A 24,807-nucleotide genomic window follows, 5' to 3' on the forward strand; every position below is an offset into this window, starting at 1 on the left:
CGCCCGCAGCCCCGAGAGGGGACCGCATGCCAATGAGAGAGTAACGGATATGTCCATCAACTGGTTCCCCGGCCACATGCACAAGGCCCGCAAAGAGATTGCAGAGGTCATGCCCCAGGTCGATGTCATCATCGAGATGCTCGACGCCCGCATCCCCTTCTCCAGCGAGAACCCCCTGGTGCCGGAGCTGCGCGGGGAGACGCCGGTGATCAAGGTGCTCAACAAGGCAGACCTTGCCGACCCCGAGATCACCGAGCTGTGGGTGGCCCACATGGAGCAGGAGAAGGGGATCAAGGCACTGCCCCTGACCCAGCAGGAGCCTACGATGATCAAGCAACTGCTGACCCTGTGCCACGAGATGCTGCCGGAGCGCAACTTCGAGCTGCGCGGGGTGCGCGCCATGATCATGGGCATCCCCAACGTGGGCAAGTCCACCCTGATCAACACCCTGGCGGGGCGCATCATCGCCAAGACCGGCAACGAGGCGGGGGTGACCAAGTCCCAGCAGCGGATCAAGCTCGACAACCACGTCATCCTGACGGACACCCCTGGCTTCCTGTGGCCCAAGCTCAACCCGCCCTCCTGCGGTTATCGACTGGCGATCACGGCGGCCATCAAGGATACCGTCTTCGATTACGCCGACATCGCCATGTTTGCCGCCGACTACTTCATCAAGGCCTATCCGGAGCGCATCAAGGCACGCTACCAGCTGAGCGAGCTGCCGGAGACCGAGATCGAGCTGCTGGATCTCATTGCCCGTCAGCGCGGCTTCATGCGCAAGGGGGGGCTTGCGGATCTGCACAAGGCCTCGGAAATCCTGGTCAATGAATTCCGGTCCGGCATGCTGGGGCGGATCTCCCTGGAGACGCCAGAGATGGTGAGCGTCGAGATAGTGGAAGCCCAGGCCGAGGCTGAGCAGAAAGCCAGGGAGAAGGCGGAGCGGGAAGAGGAGCGCCAGGCCCGGGCTCGTCGCAAGTACGCCAAAAAGCGTCAGCGCTGACCGGCGTTGTGCACAATAGGTTGTGCTTGATAGCAAGAAGAGGCGGCCCTGGGCCGCCTCTTCTTGTCATGGCCTCGGTCTCTGGCGTGAGGGTCGATGTTCAACGGCCCGCTTCCCCTCATCATGACCAACGTGCCGGCCAATCAAGGGGATGAGGCTCCCGTCAGGGGAGGGCCTTGCCGCGTTGCCATCACGGTGGGCAGAAAAACCTTGCGACCCGGCCTCAGTGCCGATTGACAAAGGCACAGGCGGTGGCATGATGCGCTCGCATTTTGCCTCTCCCCACGGTTCTATCCATGACCACATACTCCCGCCCGGTGCTGCTCCTGCTCTGTGGCCTGCTGTTGCTGACCCTGGCCATCGCGGTATTGAATACCCTGGTGCCGCTCTGGCTCGCCCATGAGCATCTGCCCACCTGGCAGGTCGGCATGGTCGGTTCCTCCTATTTCACCGGTAACCTGCTGGGAACCCTGCTGGCGGGCAGACTCATCGCCCGCTGCGGCTTCAATCGCAGTTACTACCTGGCCAGTGCGCTCTTTGCCGCAGGCTGCGTCGGGCTCGGCATGACCCTGGCGTTCTGGAGCTGGCTCGCCTGGCGATTCATCGCCGGGGTCGGCTGCGCCATGATCTGGGTGGTGGTGGAGAGCGCGCTGATGTGCAGCGGCAACGCCCGCAATCGGGGTCGCCTGCTGGCCGCCTACATGATGGTCTATTACGTGGGCACCGTGCTTGGGCAACTGCTGGTGAGCAAGGTACCGACGTCGCTGATGGCGGTGCTGCCCTGGGTGACCGCCCTGGTGTTGACGGCCATGCTGCCGCTCTTGTTCACCCGCATCGCCAGTCCGTCAGGCAACCACCAGGCCAGGACTCCGGTCTGGCCGATGCTGCGCCTGCGTCAGGCGCGTCTGGGGGTGAACGGCTGCATCCTCTCCGGCATCGTGCTGGGGGTGCTTTATGGTCTGATGCCGCTCTATCTGAACCACCAGGGGGTGAGCGACGGGGCCATCGGCTACTGGATGGCGGTGATGGTGAGCGCCGGCATCCTGGGGCAATGGCCGGTGGGGCGTCTGGCGGATCGTTTCGGGCGCCTGCCGGTGCTGCGGGTACAGGTGCTGGTGGTGATCCTGGGGGCCATGGCGATGCTCGGCAACGCGGCCATGGGACCGACGCTGTTCATTCTGGGGGCCGCGGGCTTCACGCTCTATCCGGTGGCCATGGCCTGGGCCTGCGAGAAGGTCGAGCAGCATCAACTGGTGGCCATGAACCAGGCGCTGCTGCTGAGTTACACCATCGGCAGCCTGCTCGGGCCGACCCTGACGGCGCTCCTGATGCAGCACTACTCGGATCATCTGCTGTTCATGGTGATTGCCGGGGTCTCCCTTGTCTATCTGCTGATGCTGCTGCGCAAGATGGGCGAGCACCCGACGCCGATGGCCCATGCCTGAGGGCAGACGGCGTCATCATCCCTGCGCACTGGATATAGAAGAGGCGACCCAAGGGTCGCCTTTTTTCATCATGGGCCGGGTGGTGCCGCTCAACCAAACCGGTGCCTTGCTACTTCAAAGAGCGAGAGGTGCAGCGGGATCAACTTCTGCCAGTCTCGCCGGTAACCCCCTCCCGGTACGGCGGTGATGGGCAGCCCGTGGCGAAGCGCAGAGTCAAAGACCATGGCATCGCGCTGGCGCACGCCGGAGTCGCTCAGGGAGAGGTAGCCTAGCTCGTCGTCCCGGTGCACATCCACCCCGGCCTGATAGAGGATGAAGTCGGGGGCGTAGAGGCGATGAGCCAGGGCGAGGGCCTGGTCCAGGGTCTCGAGATAGGCGTCGTCCTCCATGCCGCTTGGCAGGGGAAAGTCCAGATGGGAGGCCGGCTTGTGGCGGGGGAAGTTGTGTTTCCCGTGCAGGGAGAGGGTGATGATGTCACGGCTGCCCGTGCACAGGGCGGCGCTGCCATCTCCCTGATGGACATCGAGATCCACAATCAATACTCGCTCGCAGAGTCCCTCGTCCAGGCAGGTTCGTGCCGCGATCACCAGATCGTTGAAGAGGCAGAAGCCGCTGCCAAACCCCCGGTGGGCGTGGTGGTAGCCGCCGGAGATCTGCAGTCCGCAGCCCTGTGCAAGGGCGTGGTGGCTGGCGGCCAGGGTGGCGCCGACCGAGTGCAGGGTACGTTCAATCAGCAGGGGAGACCAGGGAAAGCCGAGCCGGCGAATGGCCCCTTCATCGAGGGTGCCGGCGAGGGCGGCCTGTACATAGGCCGCATCGTGCACCTTCTCTATCTGCTCACGGCTGGCAGGGGCGGCCTGTGCCAGCGGATAGTCGAGGGCGACGAGGCGTTCATACAGCGCCTGGTACTTGGCCAGGGGGAAGCGGTGACGCTCGGGCAGCCTCAGGGCGGAGTAGTGGGGGTGATAGAAGATGCGCAGTGACATGAAGCATCGGCCATGAACGGGTATGAAAAAGGGGAGCCAGGCTCCCCTTGATGCAGGCGTGCGATGCGCCTTACTGCTGCTGGATCACCCAGATCTGGAAGGCTTTGCGGGTCTCCGCATCGGCCTTGTTGTACCAGCTCTGCAGCTGGGTCAGGGCTTCCGGGTTGCTCATGGCCTTGCTCGGGGCCACTTCCACCGGTGCGCTGGCGGCAGCCATCACGGCGGCGGTGGAGACGGAAACGGTCTTGGGCTGGTTGAAGGCCTTGCCCATCTTCAGCAGCTCCTGCTGATAGTCACGGGTCAGCTGGAAGCCACCCACGGTCGGCATGACGAACTGCTCGGATTTCAGGACCTGGCCGGTGGATTTGTCTTTCAGAACGACATTCTGTTCCTTGACGAAACGCTTGGCTTCTTCTTCCTTGCGGGGCTTCTTGAAGTCGAGGAAGAGTTGCTGGTTGTCGGCGGCGGTGAAGTTGATCACCAGGGGCTCGGCGGTGACCAGCTTGGTTTCACTGCGGCTGGAGTAGTTGCCCTCGAAGGCGACCACGACCTGGTGCCTGCCGGGCTCCAGGGAGAAGACGGTGGCTTTGTCGAGCAGCTGAGGGTTGACGGGCTCGCCATCGAGCAGCTGGATGACATAGGGATTCGTAATTTCCAGTTGGCTAGCGGCCAGGGCGCTACCTGCCCACAACAGACCAGCCAGGGCCGGTACCAGAACAGTCAGTTTCATTTCATCTCCTTGAACAGTCAGGCAATTGCCCACTGAAAAATAGGGGGTCATTTTTACAGGTTTGCCCCACAGCGGCAATAGCCGTTTATGGCGCCATCCGGTGTGCGGGGTGTGGATCCCGTTGCCCCGAGCCCTGCGGGCAGCGTGCTCTTCTATCTTCCTGCCCCCTCCTGACATGAGAGACAGGGGAGCGCATGGCGGGCGTCAGCCGTGTCACTCGATGCGTCGGGTGAAGGGGGGGAGGGCGTCCAACAGCCCCTTGCCGTAGCGCTTGGTCAGCAGGCGCCGGTCCAGGATGGTGACCCGCCCCCGATCCGCCTCTTTTCGGATGAGGCGGCCACAGGCCTGGATGAGCTTGCGCGACGCCTCCGGCACCGTTAGTTGCAGGAAGGGGTTGCCGCCGCGCTGCTCTATCCACTCGGCGGTCGCCTCTTCCACGGGGGAGTTGGGCACCGCGAAGGGGAGCTTGGTGATCACCAGGTTGGTGAGGTAGTGGCCGGGCAGATCCAGCCCTTCCGAGAAGCTGCCGGTGCCAAAGAGGATGCTGGGCTGGCCGCCGTCGCACTTCTGTTTGTGCAAGAGGAGCAGAGCACTGCGGGACGCTTCCCCCTGTACCAGGAGCGACATCCCCTTGGCCCGCAGCCCCACCGCCACCTCGTTCATCTGGCGATAGGAGGAGAAGAGCACCAGGCTGGCCTCCTTGCCTGCCAGCAGGCGGGGCAGGGTATCGATCAACTCCTGGGTGAAGGCGGGGGCACTGGGTTCATGGGCCATCTTGGGCAGATAGAGTTCGGCCTTGTGGTAGTCGAAGGGGGAGCGCAGCCGCAGATAGCGGGTGCCGTCATGCTCCTTGAGCCCCACCTGGTGGCGAAAATAACTGAAGGAGGAGAGGGCGGTGAGGGTCGCCGACACCAGCACGGCCCCGAGACAGCGGGACCAGAGCCACTCCTCCAGCAGATACCCCACCTCGATGGGGGAGGCGTGCAGCCAGATGTCCCCGTCCTCGCTTCTGGCCATCCAGCGGGCGAGGGGGGTCTTGCCGGTGGGAACATGGCGGCTCAGCATCTCCCAGAGGGCGTAGAAGCTCTCGAGCCGTTGCAAGTGAAAACCGCTCTCCGCCAGCAGAGGCTCGGCCTCCTTGCGACGAATCTCGCCATCCTTGAGCGCCTCGCCGATGGCCCCCTGCATTCTGTCCAGCGCCCGCAACGCCTTCTTGCTCGCCTCCTTGAGGTTTTCCGCCAGCATGGGCAGGGGATCCGGCAGCACCCCATCGGCGAATCTGTGGTGGGGCTCGCCGCCAAAGAGGTGATCATTGCTGGTGAGCCACTGCTCGAGGGCCTTGAGATCCGGCTGGAGAGAGGCCAGGGCATCCTGCAGTTTGAGCTGGGGGTCGAGGAGGCTCTCCTTGTTCAGCGTCCTTGCCAGTTTGCCAGCGCTTTGCACCAGCTTTTCCAGCCAGCGGCGGGATCCCTTGATACTGGCGCTGGCGGCGCCGTGATCCCGGGCGATGGTGGGCAGGTGATGGGCTTCGTCCAGCACATAGATGCACTCGTCCGGCGGCGGCAGTATGATGCCGCCCCCCATGGTGAGGTCGGAGAGCAGCAGGGCGTGGTTGACCACCAGCACGTCTGCCGCGTCCATGTCGTTGCGGGCGCGATGGAAGGGGCAGTGCTGATGGTGGCTCAGGGCCTTGTTGCAGGTGTGGCGGTCGGCGGCGATGCGATCCCAGCAAGGGTCCGGAATGGGTTTGGGCCAGTTGTCCCGATCCCCGTCCCACTTGCCTTCTGTGTAGGCCTGCCACAGCCCCTGGTAGCACGCTTTGTCAGCATCCGATGGCTTGTGTTTGCTCAATGCGCCGAAGTCGAGTTCGAAATTGGCCATCTCGCTGCCGTTTGCCGCCTGCTCCAGCAGGTGCTCGCAGCAGTAGCGCTGGCGCCCCTTGACCAGCATGAAACGAAACGGCAGCTCGCTGTGACGGTGATAAAAGGGGAGATCCTTGTGGATGAGCTGCTCCTGCAGGGCCACGGTGGCGGTGGAGATCACCAGCTTCTTCTGGGTCAGCCGTGCCACTGGTATGGCCCCCTGGGCATAGGAGAGGGACTTGCCGATGCCGGTGCCTGCCTCGGCCACCAAGATGCGGCGACTCCTGTCATATTCTCCCGTCAGGGTCTTGGCGATTTCGGCAACCAGGAAATTCTGCTCCTTGCGCGGCACAAAACCGGGTAAACCATCGGCAATCTGGCGATAGGTATTGCGGATGGTGGCTTTGAGGCGAGTCGATAGCATAAAGAAGGTGTGACCGTGTCGGTGTGGATGGCAACAGGATACCCGCAACAGGCGGCCCTGGTCGAGGCAGGGGAGAAGCAGTCGGGTCAGCCCCGGCTTTGCACATATGTTATGAGGGAACAGGGGGTTGCAATAAACCACCAAAAAAGAGGGATTCAGGCAGAGAGTATCGCTGTAAACGTTTTCCCTGATGGGGCAAACATTGTGAGATTCAGCTCACAAATTTTTCCCTGTGACTATGGTTTTCATAAAAAGTTCCAAGTTTTTTCATTGCGGATTCGAAAACCCGGTGATAGTCTCGGCGCCATAGTGATGCAAAGAACATCGCTAACACAGGGAATAACAAGGACTTAGTGTTTAATTACAGTAGGCATTGGAAACTATGAAAAAGACAATTCTGGCTATTGCTATCCCGGCTCTGTTCGCATCCGCAGCCAACGCTGCTGTCGTTTACGACAAAGACGGCACCTCCTTTGACATCTACGGCCGTGTACAAGCCAACATGTACGCAGACCACGACGACACCGACGCTGAACTGGTTGGTTCCTCCCGTCTGGGCTGGTCCGGCAAAGTTGGCCTGAACAACACCTGGTCCGGTATCGCCAAGACCGAGTGGCAAGTATCCGCCGAAAACTCTGACAACAAGTTCAACTCCCGTCACATCTATGTCGGCCTGGACGGTACCCAGTACGGCAAGATCATCTTCGGCCAGACCGACACCGCGTTCTACGACGTGCTGGAGCCGACCGATATCTTCAACGAGTGGGGTGACGTAGGTAACTTCTACGACGGTCGTCAAGAAGGCCAGATCATCTACTCCAACACCTTCGGTGGCTTCAAGGGCAAAGTGTCCTACCAGACCAACGATGACGTAGCTGTCAAGGTTACTGACATCGGTCAAGGCATCAAGGAAACCGACGTCTACGGTCCGAACGTCAAGCGCAACTACGGCTACGCCGCTGCTGCTGGCTACGACTTCGACTTCGGTCTGGGCCTGAACGCCGGTTACGCTTACTCCGACCTGGAAAGCACCGTCAGCACCGCTTCTGGCGACAAGAAAGAGTGGGCCCTGGGCGCACACTACGCCATCAACGGTTTCTACTTCGCCGGTATGTACACCCAGGGTGACCTGAGCTACGACAACACCACCCAAGGCAACAACAAGGACAAGGGCCGTGGCTACGAGCTGGCTGCTTCCTACAACGTTGACGCTTGGACCTTCCTGGCCGGTTACAACTTCGCCGAAGGCAAGGTACTGTCCAACTCCGCCGGTTCTTCTTACGAAGACATCGTCGACGAAACCCTGCTGGGCGTGCAGTACAACTTCACTTCCAAGTTCAAGGCGTACACCGAGTACAAAATCCAGGGTATCAACGACAAAGACGACGAGTTCACTGTTGCCCTGCAATACAACTTCTAATCTAGCCTCTGCGCTGATTTAGTTGATGAACGGCCAAGCTTGCTTGGCCGTTCTGTTTTTTGGCCCCTTCACTACTTTTCGTCCTCTGGCCCTGCGCCATATCACGTTGTCTTCCTTGCCCCCTTGGTTCTCCTCTGGTAAATCGCTAGATTATTCAATTTGTTGAAGCAGATTGGCCGACAGGGAAGGATGCCTTTGATCGATTTCACCCACCCCGAGTGGCGCACGCTGGCACAGCAGTTGCTGAGCGGCGGCTCCCAGGCTGTTCGCGGTCGTCAATGGCAGCCGCTCATCGGCATGCTTCGGGACAACCAGTTGCTGCTGGCCCTTGGCAATCACCACTATGAGCTCACCCCTGCCGGGCACCGCTATCTGACCCGGGAGCTGATGCTGGCGAAGATGGCCAGTGCCCCGCCGGAACCCGAGGAGTGGCTGCAATCCCACGGCTGGCAACTGGGGGAGAGGGTCAACGAGCGGGTGCTGGCGGCCCTGTATCGCAAGGGGGAGGGTCATTTCAGCCCCATCGAGCAGATTGACTTCGAAGACAAGGGGATCCGGCTTTGCACTGATCTGCCCCTTCGTCTGCGGGCCGCACGGCCGTTTAGCCTGTTTCTCAGCGGCGGCACCCTGCTGGATGCCGCCCCCTGGCTCCAGACCCTGGGGGAGGTGGCGCTGCCAGCCCGCACCCTGGCGCAGCTTGGCAAGATCCTCTGGGGAGAGGGGGAGATACAGCGGGTGATCACGACCGATGCCGTCGGCGCCTTCGCCGAGTTGCCACTGCCCGCCGACGCCCTGCTGGTCTGGTATCCTGCCGAGGATCCCGGCACGCTGGAGCCCCTGATCGCCGCCTTGCCGCCCCAGACCCTCTGGAGCCACCTCACTGCCCTGGATCCGGCCGGGGTCGACAGAGTGCTGGCATTGGCCCAGCGGTTGGGGAGACCGGCGAGCTGGTGGCTGCCTCGGGATCTGGTGCCCATCAAGGCGGCCTACGGGGCTCCCCTGGGGGATGGCCGGCCCTGGGAGCCAAGCCGTATCCCCCGTGCGCTGCTGGCGCAGTGCAATGATCTGGTGGAGTCGAATCGGGGTCTGTCGGTCGAGGTGTGTGCCCTGGCACCGGATTGGCACGGGATTGGTTGAGGCGGCGCCGAGAAAGCGGTTTTCCCCTATGGAAGGCAGTGGTATAAAGAGCTGACGAAGCGCTCCCTGGACGGGCGCTTTTGTTTGCCAACCTACTTTGCCAGCCAACGAACTCAACGGACTACAGGGAATACCATGTTTGAAAAGGTTGTTGCCGCCCCAGCGGATCCGATCCTGGGCCTGACCGAAGCCTTCCGTGCCGACACTCGCAGCCACAAGATCAATCTGGGGGTCGGTATTTACAAGGATGAGACCGGTGCTACTCCTATCCTTCACTGCGTCAAGCAAGCCGAGCAGAAGCTCTTGACCGACGAGAAGACCAAGAACTACCTCGGTATCGAAGGCAATATCGAATACGGCCGCATCGTGCAGCAACTGCTGTTCGGCCGTGATGCCGCCCTGGTGACCAGCGGCCGCGCCAAGACGGCGCAGGCGCCGGGCGGTACCGGTGCCCTGCGTATCGCCGCCGAGTTCGTGGTACGCAACAATCTCGCCAAGACCATCTGGATCTCCGATCCCACCTGGGCGAACCACGTCAGCGTGTTCCAGGCGGCTGGCTTGACCGTCAAGTGGTACAAGTACTACGACGCCGCCACCAAGGGGCTCGACTTCGCCGCCATGCAGGCCTCCCTGTCTGATGCGCAGGCGGGGGATCTGGTGCTGCTGCACGGCTGCTGCCACAACCCGACCGGTATCGACCCCACCACCGAGCAGTGGCGCGCCCTGGCCAGGCAGAGTGCTGCCGCCGGCTGGCTGCCGCTCTTTGACTTCGCCTATCAGGGCTTTGCCCGCGGTATCGAAGAGGATGCCGAAGGCCTTCGCATCTTCGCCGAGTGCCACGACGAGCTGCTGGTGGCGAGCTCCTTCTCCAAGAACTTCGGCCTCTACAACGAGCGGGTCGGGGCCTTCACCCTGGTCTGCGCGACCAAGGCGGTGGCCGACGTCGCCTTCACCCAGGTGAAGACCGTCATTCGTGCCAACTACTCCAACCCGCCGTCACACGGCGCCGCCGTTGTCACCACCGTGGTGAGCGACCCGGCCCTCTATGCGGAGTGGGTGGAAGAAGTGGCCGCCATGCGGGTGCGCATTCGCGAGATGCGCGAGCTGCTGGTGGAGAAGCTGGCCGAGCGGGGGGTGAACCAGGATTTCAGTTTCATCCGCGAACAGAACGGCATGTTCTCCTTCTCCGGTCTCTCCAAGGATCAGGTGGAGCGCCTCAAGAGCGAATTCGCCATCTACATCGTCGGCTCCGGCCGGATCAGCGTGGCAGGCATCACCCGCGCCAACATTGATCCCCTCTGCGACGCCATCGCCAAGGTGTTGTAAGAGAGAAGCATCTGCGCCCAGCGCCTTGCTTCAGCCATAAAAAGCCCGCCGACACGGCGGGCTTTTTCATTTTCCGGCATCAGCGGCGCCGCTTGCTGCTCCCCAGCAGGGAGCCGAGCACCCCGCGCATCAGCTGGCGTCCCACCTCGTTGCCAAGGGTGCGGGCCACGCTCTTGGCGGCGGTCTGCACCACCCCGTCATGCTGGCCACCACGGGGGCCGGTGCGACCGAACAGGATGCCATTCAAGGCATCCAGCAGACCGCCGCCCTGGTCGGTCTGTGGGGAAGCGGTCTCGTCACCGGCGGCGGGCGATGCCTCCTGAAGCCGCTCGAACGCGGACTCCCTGTCCTCCTGGGTGTCGTATCTGCCGTAGAGCAATGAGCCCTGAATAAGCGCCTGGCGCTCGGCCGCGCTCAGGGGGCCGATGCGGCTGGCCGGGGGCGCGATGAAGGCGCGCTCCACCACGCTGGGCCGCCCCTTCTCGTCGAGCAGGGAGATGAGCGCCTCCCCGACCCCCAGTTCAGTGATGGCTCCGGCGGCGTCGAAGGCCGGGTTGGCCCGCAGGGTGTTGGCGGCGATGCGTACCGCCTTCTGATCGCTCGGGGTGAAGGCGCGCAGGGCGTGCTGCACCCGGTTGCCAAGCTGCCCCAGCACGCTGTCGGGGATGTCGGCCGGGCTCTGGGTCACGAAATAGACGCCCACCCCCTTGGAGCGGATGAGGCGCACCACCAGCTCAATTTTCTCCAGCAGTGCCCTGGGCGCATCCTTGAACAGCAGGTGGGCCTCGTCGAAGAAGAACACCAGCACGGGCTTTTCCGGATCCCCCACCTCGGGCAACTGTTCAAACAGCTCGGAGAGCAGCCAGAGCAGGAAGCAGGCATAGAGGCGGCTGGACTGGGTGAGCTTGCCGGCGGCCAGCACATTGACATGGCCGTGGCCCGCCTCGTCGGTCTGCATCAGATCCTGGATGTCCAGCATGGGCTCGCCGAAGAAGTGATCGCCGCCCGCGCTCTCCAGGGTGAGGAGGTTGCGCAGGATGGCGCCGATGGAGGCGGTCGACACATTGCCGTAGCGGGTGGTGAGGGTCTTGGCGTGCTCCCCCGCAAACTGCACCATGGCCCGCAGGTCTTTCAGATCGAGCAACAGCAACCCCTCGTCGTCCGCCACCTTGAACACCAGCTCCAGCACCCCGCTCTGGGTGTCGTTGAGGCCGAGCAGGCGTGCAAGCAACAGAGGCCCCATATCGGAGACGGTGGCCCGCACCGGGTGGCCCTCTTCGGCGAAGAGATCCCAGAACAGGGTGGGGCTGGCGGCAAAGTCGGGTGCCTGAAGGCCGAGCTGGGCCAGACGGGCATTGAGCTTGGCAGAGGGGGTACCGGCGGCGCCCAGGCCGCTCAGATCCCCCTTCACGTCGGCCAGAAAGACCGGCACGCCGAGGCGGGAAAACCCCTCCGCCAGCACCTGCAGGGTGACTGTCTTGCCGGTGCCGGTGGCCCCGGTGATGAGGCCGTGGCGATTGGCCATGGCGGGTAGCAGGGAGAGGGGGTGGCCATTGGCATGGGCCAGCGTGAGCGGTTCGGCCATGGTGGGCTCCTTGTTTCGAATGGGGGTCGAAAAACAACGGGTTACAAGGAGTGTGGTGGCAGAGGCAGACGATGGCAAGGCACGCCACCCGAGACAAGGACGGCGTGCTGGCAACCTAGCGGGGGCGGGTCAGCTTGCCCAGTTGTAACAGCAGCAGGGTGAGCAAGGCGCCGGCGGCGGCGCTCAGCACCGCCAGCAGCAGGCTGCCGAGCAGGAAGGGGGGCACCAGGGTGGCTGCCTCCTGCTCCAGCCAGTGCAGGGACCAGGTGAGATGGAAGGGGGCTGGCGTCTCGTTCAGCACCAGGCAACCGGTACGATAGGCGTAGAGGTACATGAAGGGGAGCGTCAGCGGGTTGTTGAACCAGACCGCCAAGAGGGCCAGCGGCAGGTTGAAGCTGAACGCCAGCACCAGGGCGACGGCCACCAAGGAGTGCATGGGCATGGGGATCCAGCTGGCGAACAGCCCGGCCGCCACGGCGCCACAGAGGGCCCGCGTTCCCCCTTGCCAGAGGGCGGGGGTCAGCAGTCGCTCGCCAAAGAGGGCGAACCACTTCTGTTGGCGCAGGGTATCGGGGTCAATCTTGAAGCGGGCCAACCAGCGATTCAGCATGGGCGCGCCACCTTGCGTTTTTGCCACTGGCGCACCGTGCTCAGGCGCCAGCCCGCGCGAACCAGGAGATAGCCGACGAGGGCGCTCAGCAGGGCAAGCACCAGGGAGCCCAGCAAGAGCGGCGGGGCAACCGTCTCGAACACCGACACCAGCCAGGCCCAGGTGAAGGTGATCTCGATGTGCTGGGAGGGTTGCCCCAGCAACTGGCAGCCCACCAGATAGGCGCCATAAAACAGCGGTGGCATGGTCAGGGGGTTGGAGAGCCAGACCAGGGCCACCGAGAGGGGCAGGTTGACCCGGCAGGCGATGGCGCCGCCAGCGGCCAGCAGCATCTGGCAGGGGAGGGGCACCCAGGCCATGAAGAGGCCGACCGCACAGGCACCGGCGGCGGAGCGCCGGTTGAGATGCCAGAGATTGGCGTCCAGCAGCAGCTTGCCAAAGAGTCGCAAGTGCTTGTGTTCCTTGAGGGTCGCCGGGTCGGGTAGCCAGCGCTGTATGATTCGTTTGGGCATGTTCTGAACCTTGCTAAATACTTGCTCCATGGATCTGCGTCTGTTGTCGTTTGCCCTGGGGGCAAGCTCCTCACTGCTTTGGCCATGGCTGCCTTCATGGGAATGGGGTGGCCTGATGCTGCTGCTCGCGCTCCCCCTCGCCGGTGGTCGTTGCTGGCGGCTGCTGTTTCTGCTGCTCGGCATCCTCTGGATGCAGGTGAATTTGCACTACCGGCTTGCCTGGCTGGATCAGCTTGGCAAAAAAACGAGCCACATCATAACCGCACACGTGCAAAGTGCGGAGTCTTCGGGAGAGAAAGAGGGGGATAAATTTGCGCGCCTGCTGCTGCGCCTCGACACCCTGGACGATCGCCCCCTCATCGTGCCACCCCTGGTGCGGGTCAATGCCTATCAGGTGTTGCCGCCGTTGCCTGCCGGCAGCCGCGTCACCCTGGTGACCTCTCTCAAGCCGGCCCATGGCCTGGCCAACGAAGCGGGGATGGATGGGCGGCGCCTGCTCCTTGGCAAGGGGATCACCGCCACCGGCAACCTGCGCCGGGTCATCGCCCTGGATGCCGTACCCCCGGGTGTGCGCGATCGCTGGCTGGCGGCGGCGAGTCGCGCCTGGGAGGGGATGGCGCAGGCCCCCCTGCTGGCGGCCCTCACCTTCGGGGAGCAGGGGGGGATCACGGATACCCAGTGGGAACTCTTTCGCGGCAGCGGCCTGACCCATATCATCGCCATCTCGGGCCAGCATATCGCTCTGGTGGCGGTGCTCGGCTGGTGGCTCGGGCGGCTGTTCGGGCTGCGCGGGGCTATCTGCGTGTCACTCCTGTTCGCGGCCACCTACAGCTGGCTGGCGGGGTTTGCGGTGGCCACCGAGCGTGCCCTCATCATGGTGCTGGTGTGGAGCCTGCTGCGCTGGCTAAAGCGGGACTGGCCGAGCCACCGGATCTGGCTGTGGGCCTTTGTGGTGCTGACATTGTTGGACCCTTTCGCCCTCTATTCGGCGGGGTTCTGGCTCTCTTTTCTGGCGGTGGCACTGCTGTTGCTGGCGAGCCTGTTGCACGATCGCCCCGGCCTGGTGCGGCTGCAACTTCTGCTGCTGCTCGGCTTGCTGCCCCTGCAACTGCTGCTGTTCGAGGGGATGGCGCCCCTGGCGTTTCTGCTCAATCTGCTGGCACTGCCGCTGTTCTGCCTTGTCATCATTCCCCTGGCGCTCATCGGCGTGCTGGTGGCGCCCCTCTCCACGTTGCTGGCCCACGGCCTGCTCTGGGTCTCCGCCTTCGGCCTGGAGTGGGTGCTGTGGGGGCTCACGCAGCTGGCGGATCGCCTGCAGCTCTGGTGGCCGGTGCCCGGCTGGCTGATGCCCGCCAGCGCCCTGCTGATCCTGCTGTGGACGGGATGGCACCTGCCGGGAGGGCGCGCCCTGGGGGGGCCGGTGGCGGCGGCCCTGCTGCTCGCCCTCTGGCCTGCTCCCGCTTCCTGGCAGGTGCGGGTGCTGGACGTGGGGCAGGGGCTATCGGTGCTCGTCACCCGGGGCGAGCGGGCCATCCTGTTTGATACCGGGGATCGCTACCCAGGGGGCTACAACATGGCGGATGCGGCCATCCTGCCCCTGCTCAACCGGCTCGGCGTCCGGGTGATCGACACCCTGATCATCAGCCACAGAGACAGGGATCACGCGGGCAACCGGCAGGCTCTGCTGCAGAGCATGGCGGTGCGCCGGGAGCTCTCATCCTTCCCCTTTGCACCGGCTACCCAGGCCTGCCGCCGAGGTCAGCAGTGGCATTGGCAGGGACTGGATGTGCGGGTGCTCTGGCCCCTGGCAGCCGGGGCGGGGCGCAACAATGACAGTTGCGTGGTGCAGCTGGACGACGGGCGTCATCGGTTGCTGCTGAGCGGCGACATCGAGCAACAGGCGGAGCGCCGCCTGCTGGCACTGGCGCTGGAGGAGGGTGAGGGCGCGGGGCTGGCCAGCACCCTGCTGGTGAGCCCGCATCATGGCAGTCGCACCTCCTCCACGGCCCCCTTCGTGGCTGCGGTGAAACCTGCCTCCGTGGTGCACAGCGCAGGCTTCATGAACCAGTGGGGCTTTCCCCGCCCCGAGGTGGTGGCGCGATACCAGGGGGCGCGGCAGTGGGTCACGGGGGAGGCGGGCGCCATCCTGATCGAGCCGGGGGACGCGGGGCTCAGGATCCGGGCCGAGCGGGAGCAGGGGCCCTGGTACCGGCGTGGCGGCCCCTGGTGGCAGCCGCAGGTATGGGGAAGGGAGTGAGGATCCAATGAGCCAGCCCGGCAAGGGGCGGCCTTCATTTGTGACCCGGGTTGTAGCCATCGCGCCAGCGGCGCTTGGTGTAGCTCCAAGGTTTGGCTAGAATAGCCCGTCATTTCCCTTATTAACGGCTATTCATGCAACAAGAAACCTCACAAGAGAGCTGGACCGTCTTCAAGCGCCTGCTCGGTTATGTCCGGGATCGCAAGCTGGGTCTGGTGGGCGGCATCATTGGCATGCTGGGTTACGCGGCCGTGGATACCACCTTCGTCTACTCCATCAAACCGCTCATCGATCAGGGGCTCAACGGCAACGACAGCAGCGTGCTCAAGTGGATGCCCTTCTTCGTCCTCGGCATCGTGGCTCTGCGCGGCTGCGCCGCCTTCCTCTCCAACTACTGCATGGCCTGGGTCGGCAACCACGTGGTGATGCGCCTGCAGCAGCAGGTGTTCAGCCACCTGATGGCCATGCCCATGAGCTTCTTCGACCGCCAGAACACCGGCAACCTGCTCTCCAAGGTGACCTATGACGCCGGTCAGGTGTCGTCCGCCGCGAGCTCGACCCTGGTCTCCCTGGTGCGGGAAGGGGCCACCGTCATCGGCCTGCTGGGCCTAATGTTCTGGCACTCCTGGCAGTTGTCGGTGATCTTCCTGGTGGTGGGGCCCCTGGTCGGGATCCTCATCAGCATCATCAGCCGACGTTTTCGCAAGATAAGCCGCCACATCCAGCAGGCGGTGGGTGACATCACCACCTCCACCGAGCAGATGCTCAAGGGGCACAAAGAGGTGCTGATGTTCGGGGGCCAGGAGGTGGAGGACAAGCGCTTCTACCAGGTGAGCAACCGGATGCGCCAGCAGACCATGAAGATGGTCGCCGCCGACGCCATCGGCAGCCCCATCGTCCAGATGGTGGCCTCCGTGGCCCTTGCGGTCTTCCTCTATGTCGCCACCATCGACAGCGTCAAGGCGACCCTGACCGCGGGCACCTTCACCGTCATGGTCACCTCCATGATGATGCTGCTCAAGCCGCTGAAAAGCCTGACCGACGTGAACAACCAGTTCCAGCGCGGCATCACCGCCTGCCAGAGCCTGTTTGGTCTGCTGGACTCCACCCCGGAGCAGGACACCGGCACTCGCACCCTGGAACGTGCCCGAGGTGAAATCGAGTTTCGCAACGTCACCTTCACCTACCCGACCAAGGAGACACCGGCGCTGCGCAACATCAGCTTCAAGGTGGAGGCAGGCAAATCGGTGGCCCTGGTGGGTCGTTCCGGCTCCGGCAAGAGCACCATCGCGAGCCTCCTGACCCGCTTCTATGACATCGAAGAGGGGGAAATTCTGCTGGATGGCGTCAACATCCGCGAATACCGCCTGAGCGAGCTGCGCAAGCAGTACGCCCTGGTCTCCCAGCACGTGCACCTCTTCAACGACTCCGTGGCCAACAACATCGCCTACGCGGCAGAAGAGAAGTACAGCCGCGACGAGATCAAGCAGGCGGCCCGCATCGCCCATGCTGACGACTTCGTCAGCAAGATGCCGGAAGGTTATGACACCGTCATCGGCGAGAACGGCGCCTCCCTCTCCGGCGGCCAGCGCCAGCGCATCGCCATCGCCCGCGCCCTGCTGCGGGACTCCCCGGTGCTGCTGCTGGACGAGGCCACCTCGGCCCTGGACACCGAGTCCGAGCGCCACATCCAGGCGGCCATCGACGAGCTGTGCAAGGCGCGCACTTCCCTCGTGATCGCCCACCGTCTCTCCACCATCGAGAAGGCGGACGAGATCCTGGTGATCGACGAGGGACACATCGTCGAGCGCGGCAACCACCAAACCCTGATGGACATGCATGGTACTTATGCCCAGCTGCGGGCCATTCAGTTTGGTAATACAGCCACGGGTAACAAGGGCTGATGCTGGCCAGACTCTGGTACGGGAACAGCCTCTGGCGCTGGGGGCTGGCCCCCTTCGCCCTGCTGTTTGCCCTCATCAGCGGCGTCCGCCGTCTGGGGTATCGCCGGGGTTGGTTCCGCGCCTATCGGGCCACCCTGCCGGTGGTGGTGGTGGGCAATCTCTCGGTGGGGGGCAACGGCAAGACCCCGGTGGTGGTCTGGCTGGTGGAACAACTCCAGGCCCGGGGCTGGCGCCCAGGCGTGGTCAGCCGCGGCTATGGCGGCAAGGCGCCCCATTACCCCTATCGACTGGATGAGAGCAGCACCCCGGCCGAGGCCGGGGATGAGCCCGTGCTCATCGCAAGGCGCTGCGGCTGCCCCGTGGCGGTGGCCCCCAGACGGGCCGATGCTGTGCGGTTGCTGGAGCAAAGCGGTGAGGTGGACATCATCGTCACCGACGACGGCCTGCAGCACTATGCCCTGGCCCGTGACATCGAACTGGTGGTGGTGGACGGTGCGCGCCGCTTTGGCAATGGCTGTCTGCTGCCCATGGGGCCGCTGCGCGAGCCCACGACCCGCCTCAAGCGGGTGGACGCCATCATCTGCAACGGCGGCGAACCCGCCCGTGGCGAATATGCCATGCGCCTGGTGCCGGATACCCTGCGTCGGGTGTGCGATGATGCGCCTCTCACGGCCCCCCTCTCGGGGCCGGTGGATGCCCTGGCAGGCATCGGCCATCCCCCCCGTTTCTTCGCCACCCTGACCGCCCTTGGTTACGAGCTGGTGCAGAGCGTCGGCTACGGGGATCACCAGGCGTTCGACGCCGCCGAGCTGCTGGCCCGCTTCGGCCAGCGCCCCTTGCTGATGACCGAGAAGGATGCGGTCAAGTGCCGCCCCTTTGCCCCGGACAACTGGTGGTATCTGCCGGTCAGCGCCGAGCTGCCCGATGCCCTGGGGGAGGCGCTGCTGCGCACCCTGGGTCCGCAGCCCGGAAGAGGGGACAGGCACCAGGCGCCCTGACCGGGCGCCACCGGATTGGAACAGACGGCCAGCGCCCGGACTCGGGGGCTGGCCCTGCACATTGACATGCCAGGCAAGATCGCCTGTGGGAAATCGTTAAAGGAGTTTCGTTGTGGCACTGGATATTAAACTGCTCGACATCATCGCCTGCCCGGTCTGCAAGGGGAAACTGCACTATCAAGCGCACGCCGAGGGCCCTCAGGAGCTCATCTGCCGCTTCGACAGACTGGCCTATCCCCTGGAGGAGGGGATCCCGGTGCTGCTGGAGAACCGGGCCCGTCACCTGGCGCTGGAAGAGCTGAAGCCATGAGTTTCGTCGTCGTCATTCCTGCCCGTTACGCCTCCACCCGGCTGCCGGGCAAGCCGCTGGCCGACATTCACGGCAAGCCCATGGTGCAGCACGTGGTGGAGAAGGCCCTGCAATCGGGCGCCGATCGGGTGATCGTCGCCACCGATGACGAGCGGGTGCAGCAGGCTCTGGCTCCCTTTGCCGCCGCTGCCGGGTTCGAGGTGTGCATGACCTCACCGGATCACCAGTCCGGCACCGAGCGTCTGGCCGAGGTGTGCCGTCACTACGGCTTTGCCGCCGATACCATCATCGTCAACGTGCAGGGGGACGAGCCCCTCATTCCCCCCGTCATCATCCGCCAGGTGGCGGACAACCTGGCCGCGGCCAGCGCGCCCATGGCGACGCTGTCGGTGCCGATCAGGGATGCCGAAGAGGCGTTCAATCCCAATGCCGTCAAGGTGGTGACCGACCGGGAGGGGTATGCCCTCTATTTCAGTCGCGCCAGCATCCCCTGGGATCGGGACCGCTTTGCCCAGAGCCGCGAGCAGATTGGCGATCACTACCAGCGCCACATCGGCATCTACGCCTATCGCGCCGGCTTCATCCAGCGTTACGTGGACTGGGCACCGAGCGTGCTCGAGCAGGTCGAAGCCCTGGAGCAGCTGCGGGTGCTCTGGTACGGGGAGAAGATCCACGTGGCCCAGGCGCTGCAAGCCCCGCCGGTGGGGGTGGACACCCAGGCCGATCTCGACAAGGTGCGAGCGCTGCTGGCCGGTTGAGGCTGGCGGAACGGCTTTGATGCAATACGGCGCCCCAGGGCGCCGTTTTTTAATTGATTCTTTGTATAATAATTTGATTTAAAACGGATTTTACGAGCAATTTCAAACTTTTCCCGCCCATGGTTTGCCAAATCATCGAGTTTGGTTATGATGCAAGACGCCGTGTTAACCCTAACTGGCATATAACGAGATAAAAAACGGGGTGTTTGGGTGATTAATGTATTCCTGGTCGATGATCATGAGTTGGTGCGTACAGGGATAAGACGCATTTTGGAAGACGTCCGCGGGATCAAGGTGGTGGGCGAGGCGCAGAGCGGGGAAACCGCGGTGGCCTTCTGTCGGCAACATCACCCCGATGTGATCCTGATGGACATGAACATGCCGGGCATCGGCGGTCTGGAAGCGACCCGCAAGATCCTGCGGATCCGCCCCGATGTACGCATCATAGTGCTGACCATTCATTCAGAAAATCCGTTCCCTACCAAGGTGATGCAGGCGGGCGCCGCCGGGTACCTCACCAAGGGGGCCGCGCCGGACGAGATGATCCACGCCATTCGCCTGGTTCACTCCGGTCAGCGCTACATCTCCCCGGAGATCGCCCAGCAGATGGCCCTGAGCCAGTTCGCCTCCGCCGACGAGAACCCCTTCAAGTCCCTCTCCGAGCGGGAGCTGCAGATCATGATGATGATCACCAAGGGGCAGAAGGTGACCGACATCTCCGAGCAGCTCAACCTGAGCCCGAAGACGGTCAACAGCTACCGCTACCGCCTGTTCAGCAAGCTGGGGATCAACGGCGACGTGGAGCTGACCCATCTGGCCATTCGTTATGGCATGCTGGATGCCGATACCCTGTAACGGGGGCGTGTGGACACCAAAGGCGGCATCGGCCGCCTTTTGCTTTTTGCAGGCTGTGGGCAGTATGCTCTCCCCGTCTTTTTGCATTCATCCGTTGAGTCGAGTTGCCGATGACCCTCTCTCCCGAGCCCCATTTTGACAGCAAGGCGTTTCTGAGCGCCGTCACCCACCAGAGTGGTGTCTACCGCATGTACGACAGCGGCGGCACCGTCATCTACGTGGGCAAGGCCAAGGATCTCAAGAAACGGCTCGCCTCCTACTTTCGAGCCAATGTCGACAGCATCAAGACCCGCACCCTGGTGCGCCAGATTGCCGATGTGCAGGTAACGGTCACTCACACCGAGACCGAGGCGCTGATCCTCGAGCACAACCTCATCAAGCAGTACCAGCCCCGCTACAACGTGCTGCTGCGGGATGACAAGTCCTACCCCTGGATCATCATCACCGACCATCGGCACCCGCGCATCGGCGTCCATCGCGGCGCCCGCAAGGTGAAGGGGGAGTATTTCGGCCCTTACCCCTCCGGTGGCGCGGTACGCGAGAGCCTGCACCTGATGCAGAAGATCTTCCCGGTGCGCCAGTGCGAGGATGCGGTCTATGCCAACCGTACCCGCCCCTGCCTGCTCTACCAGCTCAAGCGCTGCGCCGGCCCCTGCGTGGCGGGGCTGGTGAGCGAGGCCGAGTATGCCCAGCAGGTGGCGCTGGCCAAGCTGTTCCTCGCGGGCAAGAACCAGCAGGTGATCGGCGAACTGGTGGGCAAGATGGAGTCCGCCAGCGGCGATCTGCGCTTCGAGGAGGCGGCCCGCTACCGGGATCAGATCCAGGCCCTGCGCCGGGTCACCGAGCAGCAGTCGGTGAGCGGCAACGTGCTGGACGAGCTCGACGTGGTGGGGGTGGCCTTCGAGCAGGGGACCGCCTGCATCCACGTGCTCTTCATCCGCCAGGGCAAGGTGCTGGGATCGCGCAGCTACTTCCCGAAAGTGCCGGCCGATACCCCGCTTGACGAGGTGGTGCAATCCTTCCTGCTGCAGTTCTATCTGTCGGGGCAGGGGGGACGGCAGATCCCGAGCGAGGTGCTGCTGGACGTGGCGCTGGAGGATGAGAGCGTCATCGCCGACACCCTGAGCCAGACCGCCGGCTACAAGGTGCGGGTGGTGAGCCGGACGCGCAGCGAACGGGCCCGCTTCATCAAGCTCGCCTCCATCAACGCCCAGACCGCGCTGCGCTCGCGCCTCGCCCACAAGAGCACCATCACCGCCCGTTACGATCAGCTGGAGGAGCTGCTGGAGCTCGAGACCCCCATCGCCCGCATGGAGTGCTTCGATATCTCCCACACCATGGGGGAGCGCACCGTGGCCTCCTGCGTGGTGTTCAACCGGGAGGGGCCGCTCTCCTCGGAATACCGCCGCTTCAACATCGACGGTATCACCGGCGGGGATGACTATGCCGCCATGGAGCAGGCGCTGGAGCGCCGCTTTGGCAAGCAGCAGGAGCCGGACAAGGTGCCGGATGTGCTGTTCATCGACGGCGGTCTCGGCCAGTTGCGCCGCGCGGAGGAGATCCTGGCGCGCCAGTTGGAGTTTCTCGGCGGCAAATACCCGCTGCTGGTGGGTATCGCCAAGGGGGTGACCCGCAAGGCGGGGTTGGAGACCCTGATCCTGGGGGACAGCCACGAAGAGCTGCATTTGCCGGCGGACATGCCCGCCTTGCACCTCATCCAGCACATTCGCGACGAATCCCACCGCTTTGCCATCACGGGCCACCGGGCCAGGCGGGCAAAGGCCCGCACCACCAGTACCCTGGAAGAGATTCCCGGGGTGGGGCCGAAACGGCGGCAGGCGCTGCTCAAATACCTGGGGGGTTTGCAGGAGGTGAAAAAAGCCGGGGTGGACGAGCTCGCCAAGGTGCCCGGCATCAGCCAGGAGCTGGCCCAGTCCATCCACGACGCATTGCATTCGCTCTAGTGCTGCCTTTGGTGTGAAGGTGGTCACGCCAGGGGGCATCAGGGCGTGCCGCCTGCGCACAAGAGCCGTGACGCAGGGGGCTCCCAAATGCCATAATGACCGGCATCCTGAGGTTATTGATGGATTAATGGACCAAGGCGGGCGCCAGTTCGGTTGCATCCGCGATCGGCTTGGGGCTACCATGTAGCGGCATACAAGAAGTGGCTGAAAATAATGACAAATATTCCTAACCTGCTGACGTTCTTTCGGATTTTGCTCATCCCCGTCTTCGTCATCCTGTTCTACCTTCCCTATCAGTGGTCCTACATGGCGGCGGCCATCGTCTTTATCCTGGCGGCCGCAACCGACTGGTTTGACGGCTATCTTGCCCGCAAGCTGAACCAGTCCACCGCCTTTGGCGCCTTCCTCGATCCGGTGGCCGACAAGATCATGGTGGCGGCGGCCCTGGTGGTCATCGTCGAGCACTACAACACCGTCTGGGTCACCATCCCCGCCATGACCATGATTGGCCGGGAGATCATCATCTCCGCCCTGCGTGAATGGATGGCCGAGCTTGGCAAGCGCTCCTCGGTGGCCGTCAGCTGGATTGGCAAATGGAAGACCATGATCCAGATGGTGTCGCTCACCGGCCTCATCTGGCAATACGACATCTGGATGGTGTGGCTCGCCTATGTGCTGCTCTACGTGGCCACCGTGCTCACCTTCTGGTCCATGTTCCAGTACATGAAGGCCGCCTGGGGCGATCTCAGCTACCACTCCCGGTTCTAGTCCCGACGGGAAGATGGCCGTTTCTCTGCCACTGGCGCCGAGAAACGGCCATGAGCGCCAAAAGTGTGGGACAAGGGTAAAAAACACCCGAACGATCAGCGTATTAAATGTTTTTGGTTGACTGGGCGGGGAACATCGCTAGAATGCGTTCTCACAGTCAGGCAGTCAGCCAGACCGATGCGGGAATAGCTCAGTTGGTAGAGCACGACCTTGCCAAGGTCGGGGTCGCGAGTTCGAGTCTCGTTTCCCGCTCCAAATTCAGACAATAGAGAGTTCCTCTCTTTTGCATGGCGCGTTAGCAAAGCGGTTATGCAGCGGATTGCAAATCCGTTTAGTCCGGTTCGACTCCGGAACGTGCCTCCATATTGACAAGCCCGCCCGCGGACTTGATACCGATTGCGGTGCCTGAGTGGTGAAATCGGTAGACACAAGGGATTTAAAATCCCTCGACGTTCGCGTCGTGCCGGTTCGATTCCGGCCTCAGGCACCATTAAAATCAAAGAGTTACTAAGGCCACTAGCAATAGTGGCCTTTTTGTTACTAGCTAATTGACAGCCAGAATGGCAGCGACCTGAAGAGTCGGTTCATCTCTTGAATCTGCACGTGCCAAGCTACGACACCCTGGTGTGAACATCAAAGAGCCTGCTCGATGGCAGGCTCCTGAGTGCTTCCCAGAATTCTCTAGAGTTCCGAGATGATGGTCGACACCTCTTCTGCTCCGTGAATCGCCCCTACTTTCCTAGACACCTCAAGAGCCTCAAACTGAGGTCAATCAGGAGGTGTTATGAGCAAGCAGCAACGTTACACGGAAGAATTCAAACTGGCCGCCGTCAAGCAGGTGACTGAGCGCCATTACCCAGTGGCAGAGGTCGCTGAGCGACTTGGTGTTTCCAGCCACAGTCTTTACGCCTGGATCAGGCGCTACAGCCAGCCCGCCGTGCAGCAACAGCATGACTCCAGCCAGCAAGCCGAAATTCGGCGCCTCAAGGCTGAACTGCGCCGCGTCACCGATGAGCGAGATATCTTAAAAAAGGCCGCCGCGTACTTTGCCAAGCTGTCAGGGTAAGGTACGCCTTCATCCGGGTGCACGCGTCCACACATCCCATCCGCCGACTGTGTCGGATGATGAATGTCCACCCGAGCGGTTATTACGCCTGGCAGCACCAGCCTTTATCTGCCCGCGCACTTGAAGACCAACGCCTCCTGGGCCAGATCAAGCAATGTTGGCTAGAAAGCGGGGGCGTCTATGGCTATCGCAAGATCCGGGATGACCTGCGAGAGATGGGCGAGACCTGTGGGAAACACCGGGTGGCGCGATTAATGCGTCATGAAGGTTTGCGTTCACAAACCGGTTATCGTCGCCGTCCCGGTCATTATGGTGGCCGGCCAACGGTGGTTGCACCGAATCATCTTGAACGCCAGTTCGATGTGACTGAGCCAAATAAGGTCTGGGTAACGGACATCACTTATATTCGAACCCATGAAGGCTGGCTCTATCTGGCCGCGGTATTGGATTTGTTTTCACGACAAGTCATTGGTTGGTCAATGGGGCCACGGATCGACCGAGAGTTGGCCATCAGCGCGTTACTGATGGCAGTGTGGCGACGGCGACCCGAGCAGGAAGTGCTGGTTCATTCTGACCAAGGGAGCCAGTTTAGCAGCTATGACTGGCAGGATTTTTTGCGGGAGCACCGGCTCAAGGCCAGCATGAGCAGACGTGGCAATTGCCATGATAACGCGGTGGCGGAGAGTTTCTTCCAACTCCTCAAACGCGAGCGGATCCGACGTAAAACCTATGCAGATCGGGAGGAGGCCCGGCAGGATGTGTTCGATTACATTGAAATGTTTTACAACCCCAAGCGTCGGCACAGTTTCAACAATGGGCTATCGCCAGTAGAGTGTGAAAAGCAATATTTCGAACGGCTCAAAAGTGTCTAGAGAAGCCGGGGCGATTCA

Annotated in this window: 20 protein-coding genes and 3 tRNA genes; 17 read left to right on the top strand and 6 right to left on the bottom strand. The window is 62.9% G+C overall.

Annotated features, from left to right (window positions below; all coding sequences use genetic code 11):
• The first annotated feature begins 49 nt into the window (after positions 1–49).
• Both ylqF and AB5Y80_RS11490 read left to right on the top strand, forming a co-directional pair.
• Positions 50–1,000, top strand: coding sequence for a ribosome biogenesis GTPase YlqF (ylqF, locus tag AB5Y80_RS11485; RefSeq protein ID WP_041214888.1), 951 nt, complete (start codon positions 50–52; stop codon positions 998–1,000).
• A 296-nt stretch (positions 1,001–1,296) separates the two neighbouring features.
• A complete protein-coding gene (locus AB5Y80_RS11490; RefSeq protein WP_167825870.1) occupies positions 1,297–2,445 on the top strand; it encodes an MFS transporter in 1,149 nt (382 codons plus the stop codon).
• An 89-nt stretch (positions 2,446–2,534) separates the two neighbouring features.
• Here the strand turns inward: AB5Y80_RS11490 and AB5Y80_RS11495 are convergent, their stop codons facing one another.
• The 3 genes from AB5Y80_RS11495 to dinG form a co-directional block, all read right to left on the bottom strand.
• On the bottom strand, positions 2,535–3,431 hold the full coding sequence (locus AB5Y80_RS11495) for a histone deacetylase (protein WP_368172941.1): 897 nt from the start codon (positions 3,429–3,431) through the stop codon (positions 2,535–2,537).
• Between the two features lie 70 nt (positions 3,432–3,501).
• Positions 3,502–4,161, bottom strand: a complete 660-nt coding sequence (locus AB5Y80_RS11500; protein ID WP_039040268.1) for a DUF2057 domain-containing protein — start codon at positions 4,159–4,161, stop codon at positions 3,502–3,504.
• Between the two features lie 213 nt (positions 4,162–4,374).
• A complete protein-coding gene (gene dinG / locus AB5Y80_RS11505; protein ID WP_201925875.1) occupies positions 4,375–6,447 on the bottom strand; it encodes an ATP-dependent DNA helicase DinG in 2,073 nt (690 codons plus the stop codon).
• A gap of 382 nt (positions 6,448–6,829) precedes the next feature.
• On the opposite strand from dinG, the gene AB5Y80_RS11510 reads away from it, so the two are divergent.
• The 3 genes from AB5Y80_RS11510 to AB5Y80_RS11520 all read left to right on the top strand — a co-directional run bounded on the left by AB5Y80_RS11510 (position 6,830) and on the right by AB5Y80_RS11520 (position 10,330).
• Positions 6,830–7,867, top strand: a complete 1,038-nt coding sequence (locus AB5Y80_RS11510; RefSeq protein ID WP_041214891.1) for a porin — start codon at positions 6,830–6,832, stop codon at positions 7,865–7,867.
• Positions 7,868–8,062: 195 nt separating this feature from the next.
• Complete coding sequence (locus AB5Y80_RS11515) at positions 8,063–9,004, top strand: hypothetical protein (RefSeq protein WP_368172942.1); 942 nt, start codon at positions 8,063–8,065, stop codon at positions 9,002–9,004.
• Between the two features lie 135 nt (positions 9,005–9,139).
• Positions 9,140–10,330 carry an amino acid aminotransferase gene (locus AB5Y80_RS11520; protein WP_010675240.1) on the top strand — a complete coding sequence of 397 codons (1,191 nt, stop codon included), beginning with the start codon at positions 9,140–9,142 and terminating at the stop codon, positions 10,328–10,330.
• A 79-nt stretch (positions 10,331–10,409) separates the two neighbouring features.
• Here AB5Y80_RS11520 and AB5Y80_RS11525 read toward each other — a convergent pair whose 3' ends face one another.
• From AB5Y80_RS11525 to AB5Y80_RS11535, 3 genes are all read right to left on the bottom strand, one after another.
• On the bottom strand, positions 10,410–11,915 hold the full coding sequence (locus AB5Y80_RS11525; protein ID WP_167825867.1) for a helicase HerA-like domain-containing protein: 1,506 nt from the start codon (positions 11,913–11,915) through the stop codon (positions 10,410–10,412).
• A gap of 115 nt (positions 11,916–12,030) precedes the next feature.
• A complete protein-coding gene (locus tag AB5Y80_RS11530; RefSeq protein ID WP_041214895.1) occupies positions 12,031–12,525 on the bottom strand; it encodes a DUF2062 domain-containing protein in 495 nt (164 codons plus the stop codon).
• On the bottom strand, positions 12,519–13,037 hold the full coding sequence (locus AB5Y80_RS11535) for a DUF2062 domain-containing protein (RefSeq protein ID WP_039040274.1): 519 nt from the start codon (positions 13,035–13,037) through the stop codon (positions 12,519–12,521). The genes AB5Y80_RS11530 and AB5Y80_RS11535 overlap by 7 nt, the downstream gene beginning before the upstream one ends.
• 115 nt (positions 13,038–13,152) lie before the next feature.
• Here AB5Y80_RS11535 and AB5Y80_RS11540 point away from each other — a divergent pair, with 115 nt between their 5' ends.
• The 12 genes from AB5Y80_RS11540 (at position 13,153) to AB5Y80_RS11595 (ending at position 24,789) form a co-directional block, all read left to right on the top strand.
• Positions 13,153–15,294, top strand: coding sequence for a DNA internalization-related competence protein ComEC/Rec2 (locus tag AB5Y80_RS11540; RefSeq protein WP_368172943.1), 2,142 nt, complete (start codon positions 13,153–13,155; stop codon positions 15,292–15,294).
• Positions 15,295–15,428: 134 nt separating this feature from the next.
• On the top strand, positions 15,429–17,198 hold the full coding sequence (msbA, locus tag AB5Y80_RS11545; protein ID WP_010675235.1) for a lipid A ABC transporter ATP-binding protein/permease MsbA: 1,770 nt from the start codon (positions 15,429–15,431) through the stop codon (positions 17,196–17,198).
• A complete protein-coding gene (lpxK, locus tag AB5Y80_RS11550) occupies positions 17,198–18,196 on the top strand; it encodes a tetraacyldisaccharide 4'-kinase (protein ID WP_319892719.1) in 999 nt (332 codons plus the stop codon). The genes msbA and lpxK overlap by 1 nt, the downstream gene beginning before the upstream one ends.
• Before the next feature lie 112 nt (positions 18,197–18,308).
• Positions 18,309–18,506 carry a Trm112 family protein gene (locus tag AB5Y80_RS11555; RefSeq protein ID WP_010675233.1) on the top strand — a complete coding sequence of 66 codons (198 nt, stop codon included), beginning with the start codon at positions 18,309–18,311 and terminating at the stop codon, positions 18,504–18,506.
• Positions 18,503–19,264, top strand: coding sequence for a 3-deoxy-manno-octulosonate cytidylyltransferase (kdsB, locus tag AB5Y80_RS11560; RefSeq protein WP_039040278.1), 762 nt, complete (start codon positions 18,503–18,505; stop codon positions 19,262–19,264). Before AB5Y80_RS11555 ends, kdsB begins: the two co-directional genes overlap by 4 nt.
• A 210-nt stretch (positions 19,265–19,474) precedes the next feature.
• Entirely contained in the window at positions 19,475–20,119 is a 645-nt protein-coding gene (gene uvrY, locus AB5Y80_RS11565; protein WP_010675231.1) for a UvrY/SirA/GacA family response regulator transcription factor, read from the top strand.
• Between the two features lie 110 nt (positions 20,120–20,229).
• The gene (gene uvrC / locus AB5Y80_RS11570; RefSeq protein WP_029314745.1) at positions 20,230–22,083 is read left to right on the top strand and encodes an excinuclease ABC subunit UvrC; all 1,854 of its coding nucleotides are present in this window, start codon (positions 20,230–20,232) and stop codon (positions 22,081–22,083) included.
• A gap of 213 nt (positions 22,084–22,296) precedes the next feature.
• Positions 22,297–22,851, top strand: coding sequence for a CDP-diacylglycerol--glycerol-3-phosphate 3-phosphatidyltransferase (gene pgsA / locus AB5Y80_RS11575; protein WP_010675229.1), 555 nt, complete (start codon positions 22,297–22,299; stop codon positions 22,849–22,851).
• A 179-nt stretch (positions 22,852–23,030) separates the two neighbouring features.
• Positions 23,031–23,106: transfer RNA gene (locus tag AB5Y80_RS11580), tRNA-Gly, on the top strand.
• A 34-nt stretch (positions 23,107–23,140) separates the two neighbouring features.
• Positions 23,141–23,214, top strand: a tRNA-Cys gene (locus AB5Y80_RS11585).
• A gap of 40 nt (positions 23,215–23,254) precedes the next feature.
• Positions 23,255–23,341: transfer RNA gene (locus AB5Y80_RS11590), tRNA-Leu, on the top strand.
• Positions 23,342–23,635: 294 nt separating this feature from the next.
• A protein-coding gene (locus AB5Y80_RS11595) for an IS3-like element ISAeca4 family transposase (RefSeq protein WP_139739419.1) occupies positions 23,636–24,789 on the top strand; the annotation gives its coding sequence in 2 pieces (ribosomal slippage) (positions 23,636–23,873 and positions 23,873–24,789; 1,155 coding nt in all).
• The last annotated feature ends 18 nt before the right edge of the window (positions 24,790–24,807 follow it).

This window comes from Aeromonas sp. R2-1, assembly GCF_040908425.1.
Lineage (GTDB): Bacteria > Pseudomonadota > Gammaproteobacteria > Enterobacterales > Aeromonadaceae > Aeromonas > Aeromonas caviae.

Coding starts and splice junctions, on each gene's coding strand:
- AB5Y80_RS11540 (WP_368172943.1), top strand. CDS start 13,153: ATGCTGCTGCTCGCGCTCCCCCTCGCCGGTGGTCGTTGCTGGCGGCTG.
- AB5Y80_RS11495 (WP_368172941.1), bottom strand. CDS start 3,431: ATGTCACTGCGCATCTTCTATCACCCCCACTACTCCGCCCTGAGGCTG.
- msbA (WP_010675235.1), top strand. CDS start 15,429: ATGCAACAAGAAACCTCACAAGAGAGCTGGACCGTCTTCAAGCGCCTG.
- kdsB (WP_039040278.1), top strand. CDS start 18,503: ATGAGTTTCGTCGTCGTCATTCCTGCCCGTTACGCCTCCACCCGGCTG.
- lpxK (WP_319892719.1), top strand. CDS start 17,198: ATGCTGGCCAGACTCTGGTACGGGAACAGCCTCTGGCGCTGGGGGCTG.
- AB5Y80_RS11530 (WP_041214895.1), bottom strand. CDS start 12,525: ATGCTGAATCGCTGGTTGGCCCGCTTCAAGATTGACCCCGATACCCTG.
- ylqF (WP_041214888.1), top strand. CDS start 50: ATGTCCATCAACTGGTTCCCCGGCCACATGCACAAGGCCCGCAAAGAG.
- AB5Y80_RS11490 (WP_167825870.1), top strand. CDS start 1,297: ATGACCACATACTCCCGCCCGGTGCTGCTCCTGCTCTGTGGCCTGCTG.
- pgsA (WP_010675229.1), top strand. CDS start 22,297: ATGACAAATATTCCTAACCTGCTGACGTTCTTTCGGATTTTGCTCATC.
- AB5Y80_RS11520 (WP_010675240.1), top strand. CDS start 9,140: ATGTTTGAAAAGGTTGTTGCCGCCCCAGCGGATCCGATCCTGGGCCTG.
- uvrC (WP_029314745.1), top strand. CDS start 20,230: ATGACCCTCTCTCCCGAGCCCCATTTTGACAGCAAGGCGTTTCTGAGC.
- dinG (WP_201925875.1), bottom strand. CDS start 6,447: ATGCTATCGACTCGCCTCAAAGCCACCATCCGCAATACCTATCGCCAG.
- AB5Y80_RS11500 (WP_039040268.1), bottom strand. CDS start 4,161: ATGAAACTGACTGTTCTGGTACCGGCCCTGGCTGGTCTGTTGTGGGCA.
- AB5Y80_RS11525 (WP_167825867.1), bottom strand. CDS start 11,915: ATGGCCGAACCGCTCACGCTGGCCCATGCCAATGGCCACCCCCTCTCC.
- AB5Y80_RS11510 (WP_041214891.1), top strand. CDS start 6,830: ATGAAAAAGACAATTCTGGCTATTGCTATCCCGGCTCTGTTCGCATCC.
- AB5Y80_RS11535 (WP_039040274.1), bottom strand. CDS start 13,037: ATGCCCAAACGAATCATACAGCGCTGGCTACCCGACCCGGCGACCCTC.